General features: G+C 56.0%; 12 protein-coding genes. 5 read left to right on the plus strand and 7 right to left on the minus strand.

Going from position 1 to position 13,820, the window contains the following annotated elements:
• Positions 1-55: 55 nt before the first annotated feature.
• From AC0YNU_RS02300 to AC0YNU_RS02315, 4 genes are read left to right on the plus strand one after another with little or no spacing between them, the layout of a single operon-like run.
• Entirely contained in the window at positions 56-787 is a 732-nt protein-coding gene (locus AC0YNU_RS02300) for a response regulator (protein WP_475752695.1), read from the plus strand.
• Positions 774-1,640: a class I SAM-dependent methyltransferase gene (locus AC0YNU_RS02305; RefSeq protein WP_475752697.1), complete on the plus strand. Its 867-nt coding sequence runs from the start codon at positions 774-776 to the stop codon at positions 1,638-1,640. Before AC0YNU_RS02300 ends, AC0YNU_RS02305 begins: the two co-directional genes overlap by 14 nt.
• A gap of 1 nt (position 1,641) precedes the next feature.
• Positions 1,642-2,400, plus strand: a complete 759-nt coding sequence (locus tag AC0YNU_RS02310; RefSeq protein ID WP_475752700.1) for an RluA family pseudouridine synthase — start codon at positions 1,642-1,644, stop codon at positions 2,398-2,400.
• Positions 2,397-3,767, plus strand: coding sequence for a CapA family protein (locus tag AC0YNU_RS02315; RefSeq protein WP_475752702.1), 1,371 nt, complete (start codon positions 2,397-2,399; stop codon positions 3,765-3,767). The genes AC0YNU_RS02310 and AC0YNU_RS02315 overlap by 4 nt, the downstream gene beginning before the upstream one ends.
• 132 nt (positions 3,768-3,899) lie before the next feature.
• On the opposite strand, the gene AC0YNU_RS02320 is transcribed toward AC0YNU_RS02315, so the two are convergent.
• Complete coding sequence (locus AC0YNU_RS02320) at positions 3,900-4,307, minus strand: MarR family winged helix-turn-helix transcriptional regulator (RefSeq protein ID WP_475753928.1); 408 nt, start codon at positions 4,305-4,307, stop codon at positions 3,900-3,902.
• 196 nt (positions 4,308-4,503) lie between these two features.
• Between AC0YNU_RS02320 and AC0YNU_RS02325 the strand changes: the two genes are divergently transcribed.
• Entirely contained in the window at positions 4,504-4,671 is a 168-nt protein-coding gene (locus AC0YNU_RS02325) for a hypothetical protein (RefSeq protein WP_475752704.1), read from the plus strand.
• 78 nt (positions 4,672-4,749) lie between these two features.
• Here AC0YNU_RS02325 and gyrA read toward each other — a convergent pair whose 3' ends face one another.
• The 6 genes from gyrA to purT all read right to left on the minus strand — a co-directional run bounded on the left by gyrA (position 4,750) and on the right by purT (position 13,754).
• Positions 4,750-7,203: a DNA gyrase subunit A gene (gyrA, locus tag AC0YNU_RS02330; protein ID WP_475752706.1), complete on the minus strand. Its 2,454-nt coding sequence runs from the start codon at positions 7,201-7,203 to the stop codon at positions 4,750-4,752.
• A gap of 92 nt (positions 7,204-7,295) precedes the next feature.
• Positions 7,296-9,269 carry a DNA topoisomerase IV subunit B gene (parE, locus tag AC0YNU_RS02335; RefSeq protein ID WP_475752708.1) on the minus strand — a complete coding sequence of 658 codons (1,974 nt, stop codon included), beginning with the start codon at positions 9,267-9,269 and terminating at the stop codon, positions 7,296-7,298.
• A gap of 316 nt (positions 9,270-9,585) precedes the next feature.
• Entirely contained in the window at positions 9,586-10,572 is a 987-nt protein-coding gene (locus tag AC0YNU_RS02340; protein WP_475753930.1) for an ABC transporter permease, read from the minus strand.
• Positions 10,565-11,533: an ABC transporter ATP-binding protein gene (locus AC0YNU_RS02345; protein WP_475752710.1), complete on the minus strand. Its 969-nt coding sequence runs from the start codon at positions 11,531-11,533 to the stop codon at positions 10,565-10,567. Before AC0YNU_RS02345 ends, AC0YNU_RS02340 begins: the two co-directional genes overlap by 8 nt.
• An 11-nt stretch (positions 11,534-11,544) precedes the next feature.
• Entirely contained in the window at positions 11,545-12,372 is an 828-nt protein-coding gene (locus AC0YNU_RS02350; RefSeq protein WP_475752712.1) for a GDSL-type esterase/lipase family protein, read from the minus strand.
• 203 nt (positions 12,373-12,575) lie between these two features.
• The gene (gene purT, locus AC0YNU_RS02355) at positions 12,576-13,754 is read right to left on the minus strand and encodes a formate-dependent phosphoribosylglycinamide formyltransferase (RefSeq protein WP_475753932.1); all 1,179 of its coding nucleotides are present in this window, start codon (positions 13,752-13,754) and stop codon (positions 12,576-12,578) included.
• Between the last annotated feature and the right edge of the window lie 66 nt (positions 13,755-13,820).

A 13,820-nucleotide genomic window follows, 5' to 3' on the forward strand; every position in this document is an offset into this window, starting at 1 on the left:
CCCGCCCCTCCCTCCATTCGCTATAATAGTGCGAGGGAAGAGGAGGAACTGAAAGATGTCTGGGAGCAAAATATTAGTCGTTGATGATGAAGCGGATATTACCGAGCTGATCAGCCTGTACATGGAACGCGAAGGCTATCATGTGCACACAGCGGACAATGGCGAAGATGCCGTGTTGTTCGCCGATTCGTATCGGCCGGATTTGATCATTCTGGATGTGCAGCTCAAGCAGATGGACGGTTTCGACGTCTGCAAGCAGATCCGTGAAGTTTCGGATGTTCCCATCCTGTTTGTCAGCTGTAAAAACGACGATACTGACATTATACATGGTCTGACCGTAGGCGGCGACGATTACATGACGAAACCATTCAGTCCGAGCCAGCTGGTCGCACGGGTCAAGGCCCATCTGCGCCGTCAGTCGGTAAACGACAAGCCGAATCCGTATGACCGCGCCGCCGGCGAGGTGCTGCGTTTCGACGGTCTCGTCATCGACCTGCCTGGCCGCACGGTGCATGTGCAAGGCAAGGAAGTGTTCCTCTCAACCAAGGAGTTCGAGCTGCTCGTCCGATTGGCCAAGACGCCTAACCGCGCCTTCGCTTTGGACGACCTGTACACGATCGTGTGGGGACACGATAGTATGGGAGACACGCGCACGCTCATGGTGCACGTCAGCAATCTCCGCAAGAAAATCGAGCCGGACCCCGCGAATCCGACCTATATCGTCACTGTCCGGGGCGTCGGCTATAAATTCAACATCAAGGAAGGAAACACGCATGTACAACGCTGATTTATGGAAAGATTACGAGCTTCTCGATACCGGAAACGGTGAAAAACTGGAACGCTGGGGGTCCTACGTGCTTCGCAGGCCGGATCCGCAGACCATTTGGCCGATCGCGAACGAGACGGGCCGCTGGAAGACGGCCGACGGCCACTACCATCGCAGCTCCTCGGGCGGCGGCGAATGGGAATTCCGCACGAAAATGCCGGACAGATGGACAATCTCTTACGGGGAATTGAAATTCCATATCAAGCCGACGAGCTTCAAGCATACCGGCCTGTTCCCGGAACAAGCGGTCAACTGGAGCTGGATGATGGACAAGATCCGGAACGCCGGCCGACCGATCAAAGTATTGAATCTGTTCGCTTATACCGGCGGCGCTACCGTCGCGGCGGCGGCGGCCGGCGCGGAAGTGTGCCACGTCGATGCCGCCAAGGGCATGGTGCAGTGGGCGAAGGAAAACGCCGAGCTGTCCGGCCTTGCTTCCGCTCCGGTCCGTTACATCACGGACGACGTTTTCAAATTCGTCCAGCGCGAAGAACGCCGCGGCAATCGGTACGATGCCATTATCATGGATCCGCCTTCTTACGGACGCGGGCCGAACGGCGAGATGTGGAAGCTGGAACAGAACCTGTATCCGTTCCTGGAATCGTGCACGAAGATCATGAGCGAGACCCCGCTGTTCGTGCTGGTTAATTCCTATACGACAGGGCTCTCCCCTACCGTGCTCCACAATATGCTCCATATGACAATCGGACGCAAGTTCAAAGGCTCGATCCACTCCGGCGAGATCGGAATTCCCATTACGGCGTCGGGCTTGACGCTACCATGCGGCATACTGGGACGCTGGGAGGGCGAATAGCATGACCGCCGGCAGCAGGCCCGATTCGTCTCCCTTGCTTCCCGTGCTTTATGAGGATAATCATCTGCTTGCCGTCGTGAAGCCGCCGGGCATCCTCTCGCAAGCCGACGAAACGGGCGAGTCCGACATGGTCACCTTGCTGAAGGAAGATTTGAGAGTGCGGTATAACAAGCCCGGCAACGTTTACGTCGGGCTTGTCCACCGCCTGGACCGTCCCGTCGGCGGCGCGATGCTCTTCGCCAAGACGTCCAAAGCGGCCTCCAGGCTGTCGGAATCCGTCCGCAGCCGCAGCTTTGACAAAATATACCTTGCTGTCGTTCACGGCGCTCCTGCGGCCCCTTCCGGCCGTCTGAGGCATTTTCTGCGCAAAGACGCAGGCCGCAACATCGTAACCGTTCATGAACAGGCGGTCCGGGATTCCAAAGAGGCGATTCTGGATTATGCGGTTGCCGCGAAGCGAGGCGCGTATTCCCTCGTCGCGGTGAAGCTGCTGACGGGCCGCTCGCATCAGATTCGGGCGCAGATGGCCGCGATCGGCTGTCCGCTCGTCTTCGACCGCAAGTACGGCGCTCCGCCCGTTCAAGGGGAGCAGGACATCGCCTTATGGTCGACGTCCATCGGCATATCGCATCCCGTCACGAAAGAATGGCTGACCATCATCTCTCGCCCGCCGGCGTCGCTGCCATGGACCCGGTTCGAAGAGGAGGATTTCTCCAGAGCGCTTCAACTGCTTGCGCACGAAGGAGGGACAGATCGATGAAGCACCTTTCAGCGAATCGGTTGAAGAGATGGTACTTGCCTGCCCTGCTGTGCCTGCTGCTGCTTAGCGGCTGTTCATCGGGTCCCAAGCTCGACCCTGTTCCTCCCGATCAAGCCGCTGACAATTCGAACGGCAACCAGTCTCCGGAAACGCCTGAACAAGATCCGGCTCCGGACAATACGCCGGATGCCGGACAGCAGCCGCCCGATGAACCAGCTGACCATTCAGGAGACGCAGATTCCCCCGGCACGGATGAAGGTGTTTCGAATGACGACGGAAACACCGCTCAGCCTCCCGTTGACGACGGGACGTATGATGCGACATGGGTCGCAGCCGGCGACATCATGATGCATATGCCGCAGCTGCCGGGCGCCTACGACGAGGCAACCGGCACCTACAACTTCAATTCCTTCTTCACGCCCGTGAAGTCGATTTTGGAACAGGGGGACTGGACGCTCGGAAATCTGGAGACGCCGATCGCGGGCAAGTCGCTCGGATTATCCGGTTACCCGCGCTTCAACGCGCCCGCGGAGCTTGGCGATGCGTTGAAATATGCCGGGTTTACGACGATAACGAATGCCAACAACCATGCGATGGACCGCGGCTCCCAAGGTATCGCCATGACGCTAACGAAGCTGCAAAAGCTTGGCTTCGACACGAAAGGAACGGCCCGCTCGCAAGCGGAAGCCGATAAGATCACGATCGTGAAGCAGGCGGGCATATCCATGGGACTGCTAGCGTACACGTATGGAACGAACGGCATTCCGCTGCCGAAGAACCAGCCTTATGCGGTATCGCTCATCGACGAGCAGGCCATCATCAAGGACATCGGCCGTTTGAAGGCGGCCGGGGCGGACTTCATCACCGTCTGCTTGCATTTCGGCATCGAGTATCAGACAACGCCTAACGACGAACAGACGAAGCTGGCCAGAAGCCTCATCGCCGCCGGTGCCGACATCATTGCCGGCTCTCATCCGCATGTCGTACAGCCCTACGAGCTCGCCGAGGTGACGAATCCGGACGGCACGGTAAGAAAAGGCCTTATCATTTATTCCATGGGCAACTTTATTTCCAATCAACGCGGCAATACGAAAGATTACGGCGTCATCTACAAAGTCGGCATTCACAAGGAGCATGGCATCACGTCGATCGGCAACGTGAAGGCCATTCCGACATGGGTGCACCGAACGAGCGCGAAGGGCGTCACGCGTTTTGCTATCGTTCCGATCGGAGAGGCAATCGCTTCCAAAACGCTGACCGATTTGAGTGCGGCCGATTACTCTACTTTGAAGAGCACCTACGCGCAAGTAACGAAGCGGATCGAATCGATGCACAGCAAGCCGGTTCAGCTTCAGGCTTCGCAATAAACAGCGCCGTTAAGGGAAGACTTCAGGACACCTTTCGGACACCTATGGACAAAAGAAACCGCCCCTTCAATTCCCGGTGAGGAATCGAAGGGGCGGTTTTTGCTATATTCCGTTCAACTATAGTCATCCCAATCAGGCATTTGCAACCTTACCGAGCAAATAAACAAGCAGCTGTTGATTGTGCAAGGAAATCCGATCCAGCGCCTCGCTGATATACGCATCGCGAATGGATACGCCCCGCTCGGCTTCCTCTTTCCCTTTCTCCGTGGCCGTGATCCATACGATCCGTCTGTCGCTCTCGTCCCGGTTTCTGACCACCAGGCCGCCGCGTTCCATACGGTCCAGCAGCGTCGTAATCGCTGCAGGCGTCGTCTCCAAATACGCCAGCAGATCCGACGGCTTCATCGGCTGATGCTGTTGAAGCAGCTCCAGCACGACCAGCTGTCCTTCCGTCAAGCTCGGTGCCAATTCATCCTCCAGATGCGTCTTCCATTCCTTCGTCATCTTCATCCACAGCCGGGCAAATTCCGCAGAAACGATGACCATCACCCGCTTTCTGTCCGATTTAAGCTCATACCTTATTATACCATGACCGAATGTCGAATTTAAGGTTAATGCAGTTAATATTTTGCCCGCTTAATCGCTATAATAGAGAACCATTTGACAACGTTAGACATACACTGATGCTATAGGCTGTTGTACCGGCTCGAAACATCGAACAGGAGCGTGAACGCACATGGAGGACCACAAGCTGGAGATCTTGCGCAAATTGAGCCGTTTCGGAATAGAAAAAAACCCGCAATGGCTTGACCGGCTTGATGAACCGGCTCCATTGTGGGTCGTGCTTGAATTGATGATTGAACTGCTTGAGCAGCGGGAACCGCCGCATCAGCCATACGACTAGTTCGTATGAAACCTTTTGATTAAATCAAAAGAAACCATACGACTATCTCGTAAAAAGCCGTTCGATTAACTCACCCGGCTAGTCCTGCTGCTGCAGGTCCGCCCTGACGAACAACGCGACGAGCGCGTCCTTCTTATCAATCGGCGTAAGGGCGCGCCCAGTCGATTTGCGATCCTCGATCGGCGCTTTCTCGGTCGATGCCGAGAATGCCGATCCGGACGCCGCGAGCAGGACAAGCTCCCGCTCTTCTTTGCACAGCAGCCCGCCGATGAGTCGATCGCCGTTCGGACGAACGCGTTTGCCTTCTTTGAATTCGAAGGTCGCCACGCCTTTGCCGCCCCGGCCCTGCATCGGATAATCCAGGAGCAAGGAACGTTTGGCAAAACCGAGGTCGGTCATGACAAGCACTTCGCCCTCATCGCCGCTGACCGTTTCGGCAGCTACGATTTCGTCGTCCTCGCGGAGGGCGATGCCCTTGACGCCGGCCGCAACGCGTCCCATCGTGTTCACTTCGCTTTCGGCGAAGCGAATGCTCATGCCGTTCTTCGTCAGCAGCAGCAATTCCTTCGCATTGTCGCTCGGCATGACGCGAAGAACATCGTCTCCATCCGCCAGTTTGACAGCCGCGATGGCCGTTGAACGCGTTGATTTGTAATCCTTCAGCTCGGAACGTTTCACTTGTCCCCGCTTCGTCACGAAGACGAGCGAACGGCCGGGCACTTCGAAGTCTTTGATCGGAATGACGCTGACGATGCTGTCGTCCTTCGGAAGCGGCACCACGTTAACGACCGCGGTTCCGGTATCCTTCCACTTGAACTCGGGTATGAGATGGACAGGCAGCTGATAATATTGACCCTTGCGCGTGAAGAGCAGCAGCTGGTCGATCGTATTGACGTCGATCAGCGTGCGGATAACGTCGCCGTCCTTCACGCCTGCGCTCGACAGCTCGCCGCCCGAACGGGTGAACGAAAGCTTTGAGGTCCGCTTGATATAGCCGTCCTGGCTCAGCGTAACGAAGACATCCTCCGCCGCCACGATGACTTCCAGGTTCACTTTCAGCTCTTCCACTTCGCCCTTGATCTCGGAGCGACGGTCGATGCCGTACTTATCGCGGATTTCCGTCAGCTCTTCCTTGATGACGCTAATCAGTTTCTTCTCGCTATCGAGGATGGAACGCAGATACGCGATGCGTTTCTGAATATCCTTGAGCTCCTTCTCGATCGACGTGATCTCCAAATTCGTCAGACGGTATAATTGCAGCGTTAAGATGGCGTCTGCTTGGCGTTCGGAGAAGCCGAATTTCGCGACGAGATTGTTCTGCGCATCCTGGCGGTTCTTCGATGCCTTGATCGCAGCAATGACTTCGTCCAGAATATTAAGCGCCTTCGCCAAACCTTCCAGCACATGCGCGCGGTCTTCCGCTTTCTCCAGCTCGTACTTGGAACGGAAGGTCACGACTTCCTTCTGGTGCGCGATATAGGCTTCCAGCATCGCCTTCAAGCCCAACTGCTGCGGCGTTTTGTTGACGATCGCAACCATGTTGAAGCTGTAGGCGACCTGCAGGTCGGTTTTCTTCAGCAAATAAGCCAAAATTCCCTGCGCGTCGGCTTCCTTCTTCAGTTCTACGACGATGCGCAGACCGTTCCGGCCGCTCTCGTCGCGCACTTCCGCGATGCCTTCGACCTTCTTCTCGATCCGAATGTTCTCCATGGCCGTCACGAGACGGGATTTCACGACCTGATAGGGAATTTCGGTAATGACGATTTGCTGGCGTCCGCCCTTGACGTCTTCGATCGCCGTCTTCGAACGGTGATAGATGCGCCCTTTGCCCGTCTGGTACGCATCCCGAATGCCATCCTCGCCCATGATGATTCCGCTAGTCGGAAAATCCGGACCTTTCACGATCGTCATCAGCTGCTCCAGCTCGATAGTCGGATTATCCATCATAGCCATGCACGCATTGATGACTTCCCGAAGGTTATGGGGCGGGATTTCGGTTGCGAAGCCGGACGAAATGCCGCTTACGCCGTTGACCAGCAAATTCGGGTAACGGGAAGGCAGCACGACCGGTTCTTTCGTCGTATTATCGAAGTTGTCCTTGAACAGGACGGTACGTTTCTCGATATCGCGCAGCAGCTCCATCGCAATCGGCGACAAGCGTGCTTCCGTATATCGCATCGCCGCTGCCGGATCGTCGTCGATCGAGCCCCAGTTGCCATGGCCGTCGATGAGCATATGTCCCATTTTCCATGGCTGCGCCATGCGGACCATGCCTTCATAGATGGACGAATCGCCATGGGGGTGATAGTTGCCCATGACGTCGCCGACCGTTTTGGCGGACTTCCGGTACCCTTTGTCCGGGGTGTTGCCCGCATCATACATGGCGTACAGAATACGCCGCTGCACCGGCTTCAGCCCGTCGCGAACGTCGGGGATGGCGCGGTCTTGAATGATGTATTTGGAATAACGTCCGAATCGGTCGCCGACGACCTCTTCCAGAAACGCCGGTAAAAACTGTTCCAGCATACTCATGCCGATACTCTCCTAAAAGTTTATGGGTGAAGCCAGCAGCCGAGTTATCGGCTAGTTAAACATAACTGCTTCGTAAGTCTAATCTTAACTAATTATTCCTCGTACTCCGTAAAGTCGACGTTTTCGACGATCCAACGTTTGCGCGGATCGACCTTGTCGCCCATCAGCGTGGAGACGCGGCGTTCCGCTTTCGCGGCATCCTCGATCTGCACCTGCAGGAGCGTGCGGGTTTCCTGATTCATCGTCGTTTCCCACAACTGATCGGGATTCATCTCGCCAAGTCCTTTGTAGCGCTGCAGCTCGAAGTTTTTGCCGAACTCCTTCAAGTAGTTCTGCAGCTGCTCGTCCGTCCATGCGTACCGAACCGTTTCCAGCTTGCCGGATTTGCGCGTGATCTTATAGAGCGGCGGCTGCGCGATGAAGACGCGGCCGGAATCGATCAGCGGCTTCATGTAGCGGTAGAAGAACGTGAGCAGCAGCACTTGGATATGCGCGCCGTCCGTATCCGCGTCCGTCATAATAATGATTTTGCTATAATTACACGATTCCGCGTCGAATTCCGGACCGATGCCCGCTCCGATCGCCGCAATAACCGCCTTATATTCGTCGTTTTTGAGGATATCGAGCAGCTTGGCCTTCTCCGGGTTCATCGGCTTGCCTTTGAGCGGCAGAATGGCTTGGTATTTGGAATCGCGGCCCTGTTTCGCCGAACCGCCGGCGGAGTCGCCTTCCACGATAAACAGCTCGGTTCGCGTAACGTCCTTCGATTGTGCCGGCGAAAGCTTGCCGTTCAGATTGGAGCTCTCGCTCTTCTTCTTGCCGCTGCGGATTTCGTCGCGTGCCTTGCGCGCCGCTTCGCGGGCTCTGGACGCTTGTACCGCTTTCTTCAGCAGGAGCTGCGCCACTTGCGGGTTTTCTTCCAGAAACACTTGCATTTTCTCGGTCACGATGGCATCGACGGCACTTCTGGCCGACGAGCTTCCGAGTTGATCCTTCGTTTGGCCGACGAATTCCACGTCCGCCATCTTAATGTTGATGACAGCCATCATGCCTTCGCGCAAATCATTGCCCTCAAGATTCTTGTCTTTCTCCTTCAGCAGGCCGTTCTTGCGGGCATAATCGTTCATGACGCGCGTATATGCCGTTTTGAAGCCCGTTTCGTGCGTGCCGCCGCCCCTTGTCGGAATGGCGTTAACGAACGAGGCCATCGTTTCCGTATAGCCATCGTTATATTGCAGCGCCACTTCGACCTCGATATCGTCGCGCTCGCCCGCAAAATGAATCACGTCATGAAGCACCGTCTTATCCTCGTTCAGGAACTGTACGAATTGACTGGCGCCGCCCTCGTAATAATATTGATCTTCCTTGCCGCCGCGGCTGTCCTTTACGCTGACCTTCAGGCCGGAGTTCAAGAACGCGATTTCCTGCAGCCGTTCGGACAGCGTCTCGTAATGGATCGAGATATTGCCGTGGAAGACGCGCGTATCGGGCTTGAACGTGATTTTGGTTCCGGTGCGGTTCGTATTGCCGATGACTTCCAAACCGGTCACCGGTTCGCCGACATGTTCTTTGCCGTCCTTGTCGACCCAATATTCAAAGCGCTGCTTATGTATTTTGCCGTCCCGGAAAATTTCAACCTCCAGCCACTCCGACAGCGCGTTCGTGACCGAAGCGCCAACGCCGTGCAAGCCGCCGGATTTCTTATATCCGCCGCCGCCGAACTTGCCGCCGGCATGCAGGATCGTGAACACGACCTGCGGGGTCGGAATGCCCGTCTTGTGCATGCCCGTTGGAATACCGCGCCCGTTGTCGCGGACCGTGATCGAGCCGTCGCCGTTGATCGACACGTCGATGGCAGAGCAGTACTTCGCCAAATGCTCATCCACCGCATTGTCGACGATTTCCCAGACGAGATGATGAAGACCCGAGCTGCTCGTGCTGCCGATGTACATGCCGGGCCGTTTGCGGACGGCGGTCAATCCCTCCAGCACTTGAATGTCGTCCGCGTCGTAATTGCCGGCAGCCGAATTTTTATCGCCCGCAAACAGATTCAACTGCTCAGTCATGTTTGGCCTCCTGTAAGTTTTTTACGATACCTCGTCGATTTACACCTCTGCGAGCAAAAAACTCGCTTCGGAAGCATAATCCAAGTTTTTAAGCGATACTTACTTTCATACACAATTCCAAGTTTAACGCCATAAAATGACGGTTCCTAAATAATTAACGGTATGTACCCCGCGGAATTGAAGAGCGGCGACTCCGCCTTCTCGCCCTCGCCCCGGGCTATTAACAATACACGATAAACCTTCTCCGCGCCAAGCATTCGGCCAAATTTTTTAAATCTGACCCGACGATGCCCGGCATCACTCACTTCAAGCTATTCTAATTCATGATGTCTTGTTTCGTAAAGACGGAGAACGAAACCGTCAAGGAAGCCGCGGCCCAGAACGCGAGCACGATCAGCGAGAATCCAAGCGTCATGCCGGTGATCGGCGGCGGTGAGCCCGCCAAATAATCGGTCAGCTGCAAATTGACGGAGAAGATGAATTTCGCGCTTTGCCACGAGGAAGACATGCTGGATAATATCGTACCCGAGATGACGGCTGCCATCATGGTGACAATGCTTGCCGCCGTGCTTCGAACGAGCACGGACACCATCAGAGCGAGCAAGGCGACCGACATGGAGGATACCCAGATCAGGCCCGCTTCCATCATCAGGTAGAGCCATTGGGGCACCGCGTGCACGAAGCTGCTCTCGATCGAAGAGCCCTGGATGACAAACCCGGTGAAGACCGGCATGTCCCATCCGTCGTAGCCGAACACCGCGCCTGATATAAGATAACAGAGAACGGCGCTCGCGACAACGGTCATCGAAACATACATCGTAAGCGCGACGAGTTTGCTGAACAATATTTTCCATCGCCGCACGGGCCGCGTAAGCAGCATTTTGATCGTGCCTGCCGTACGTTCGCCCGATACCAGATCGGATGCGATGGCCAGTACGAGCAGCGGGAAAAATAACGTAACCGCGTTCGACATGAAGCTTCGCGTAAAGGTCACGCCGTCCGGCGAATTCGGATTGACGTCATGATCCAGATAATACTGCAGCTGCTGGACCGCGATCCGCCGCGAGCGCTTCCACTCGTCGGGAATGCGGTCGCTGGACAGCATATTTTGATATTCGTTTATTTGCTGGACCAGCTGATTCCGCCAGTCCTTGAAATGGCTTTTGTTCGTCTCGGCGATTTTCATCTGCGCGTACGTAAAGATCGGAATGAGAATGAGCAGCACGATGAGAATGACCAGAAACCGTTTCTTCTTCCAGATCTTCAGCGTCTCGTTCTGTATAAGCGGCAGCAGCCTATCCAATGCTTTCACCCTCCGTCATCTGCAAAAACAGCTCCTCCAGCGTCGGCGCGATGCGATGCACGGCCACGACGCCGATTCCCGCGCGTACGGCTTTCTCGACCAGAGAAGGGATCCGTTCTTGATTCATCGTTGTCACCTGCGCATCCTGCATGCCGGCAAAAATACTCTCGTCGATTCGGTGCTCATGCTCGCCGACGAGCTGAACGTCATTCTCGCCTGCCAATAGCCGCCTGCCGGCTTCCGGCTGCTCGAATTGCCAAACAACGTATTGGCCGGCGCCGTGTATGAGTTCGTCTACCGTGCCGACAGCCAGTACCTCGCCTCTGCTGATAATCGCCACGCGATCGCACATCAGCTGGATCTCGCTCAGCAAATGGCTGGAAATAAACAAGCTCATGCCTTGATCGGCCAGCATGCGGACGAATACCCGTAATTCCTTGATGCCCTTAGGATCCAGACCGTTCGTCGGTTCATCGAGAATGAGCAGCTTCGGCTTGCCCAGCAGCGCTTGCGCGATGCCGAGCCGCTGCCGCATGCCGAGCGAGTAGGTTCTCACCTTGTCGTGAATGCGGGCATCCAAGCCGACGATCTGAACAACCTCTCGAATTCGTTCTTCACCGATATTCCGCTGCATCCGCGCGAAATGCTCCAGGTTCTCCCAGCCCGTGAGAAAAGGATAGGCTTCGGGGTTCTCGACGATGCAGCCGACGTGACGCAGCGCGGCTTCCGGATTGCGCCCGATATCCTCGCCGCAGATCGTGATTTCCCCGGAGGACGGCTTGATGAGGTCGACCAGCATGCGAATCGTCGTCGTTTTGCCTGCTCCGTTCGGCCCGAGGAAGCCGAAAATTTCACCGCCGCGGACATCGAAGGTAACGCCCTTGATAATCGGTTTGCCGCCGATTTGCTTCTTGAGATCGTTCACTGACAATACGACCTCGTCGTTCATGGTCTTGTTCATCGCAGTGCCTCCTATTCCAGCGATTGCGCAATACGAGCGGCAATCTGGGCGTACCCGGTATGGTTGGGGTGAAAATGATCCGATGACAAATAGCGGCCGATCGTCTGCTCGAACAAATCGAACGTAGGTACCATGCTCATATTGCCGAACTGGTGAAGCAGCCCGTAGGCTTGTTCGTTCCATTCCTGGATCTGCAGCGAGCCTGCGCGAAAGTCCGGGATATCGTAGAAAGGATTATAGAGCCCTACATAGACGACATGCGCGTTCGGATTGATGCCGTGCAGCAGCTTCGTTACTTTCGCCAATTGCTCCAAGCCCTGAGGAAGCTCCGCCTTCAGCTTGTTCAAGTCCAACTCGTCCGACTTCTGGTTGGCGCTTCCTCCCGCCGCGATCTGAAACAGATCGTTGCCGCCAATCGTGAAGAGAATCACGTTCGCCTGCATAAGCGCGTAACGATAGCCTTTGTCGGTTTCCAACAACCGCACAAGCCGATCGGCTTTTAACCCATTGATAGCTAGATTATTGTTCAGGCGGACAACAGCGTCCGGATATTTCTTGGCCAACAGGGAAATCGTCTGCTTGACGTAGCCTTCGCCCGTCGCGTCGCCGGTTCCCTTGGTCAACGAATCGCCGATGGCCGTAATCGATATTTCTTTGGCTTCGCTCAACTTACCGCCAGCCGGAAGTGCCGGGAAGGCTGCTGTCCCTTCAAAAGCCTCGCCTTTCGGATGAAGCATATCTTTCACGGCATACCCGAAGCCCGCCAGCAGCAGCAAGGTCGAGATCACGGCCGACAAACCAATCCATTTCCACAAGCTTCGGGAGGATAACGTTCTCATCTCGCTGTGCTCCTCATTGTTTATCGATTGCTGAAACATTTTACGTAGTCTATTTAAAGTAATGCTTTCGGCATCAATTTGCAAATTCATCCATTCCGTTCGGCTGATTGAACCGCATGAAGATATAAAAAGGGCATGCCTGCGTCGGTTCCCCCTCGTTAGTGGAGATCGCTCTGCGTGCATGCCCTGCTATTCAAAATGACTTAGGTGTAGGAAATCGAAAGCGACTGCGCGGCTTCTTTGGCAAGCGCCCGCGCTTGTTCGGCGTTGTCGGCCGTACTCAGGGCAACGGCCATGCGGCGGCCCGGCTTCGTGACGGGCTTGCCGAAGACGCGCACTTGCGTATTCGGTACGGTGAGCGCATGCTGCAAGCCGTCGATTTGGAACGAATCCGAATCGCGGTCGGCTTTCAGCGTATGCGTCGCGCCTGGCGTCAGCAGACGGATCGTCGGAATCGGGAAGCCCAGAATCGCGCGCGCGTGCAGCGCGAACTCCGATAAATCCTGCGTCGCCATCGTTACCATTCCGGTGTCATGCGGGCGCGGAGAGACTTCGCTGAACAAGACGCCGTCCTTCGTCAGGAACAGCTCAACGCCGTAAATGCCATATCCGCCAAGCTCGTCCGTTACCGCGCGGGCAATGGCTTCCGCCTCGGCGATTTGATGCGCCTGCATTTCATGCGGCTGCCAGGATTCGATGTAGTCGCCGTCCTTCTGCACATGGCCGATCGGCGCGCAGAACGATGTGCCGGATACGGAGCGTACCGTCAGCAGCGTAATCTCCGAATCGAAGTGGATGAAGCCTTCGACGATGACGCGCTGGTTCTTCGCTCGGCCGCCGTCCATCGCATATTGCCAGCAATCTTCGGCATCCTCTGCGGTTTTGCAAACGCTTTGGCCTTTGCCGGAGGAGCTCATGATCGGCTTGATGACGCAAGGCGTGCCCAGCTCGGCTACGGCTGCCTTCAATTCCTCAAGCGAATCGGCGAACCGATAAGGCGCCGTAGGCAGACCAAGCGTCTCGGCAGCCAAGCGGCGAATCCCCTCGCGGTCCATCGTCAGCAGCGCGGCGCGCGCGGTCGGAATGACGCCCCAGCCTTCCTCTTCCAGCTCCACGAGAGCGCTCGTCGCGATCGCTTCGATTTCCGGGACGATCAAATCGGGCGTTTCTTTCAGAATCAGATCGCGAAGCGCTTCCGCATCAAGCATATCGATGACATACGAGCGATGGGCAACCTGCATCGCGGGCGCGTTCTCATAGCGGTCCACCGCAATCGTTTCGACGCCAAGACGCTGCGCCTCGATGATTACTTCCTTACCGAGCTCGCCGGAGCCGAGCAGCATGATTTTACGGGCAGTAGTAGAATACGGCGATCCATACATAGACAAGAAAAGAACCTCCCAGGAAGATCGCGTGCCGGCGGAGGCGAGAATTCGATTCCCGCCGTT

The organism is Paenibacillus sp. J31P316 (genome assembly GCF_056269105.1).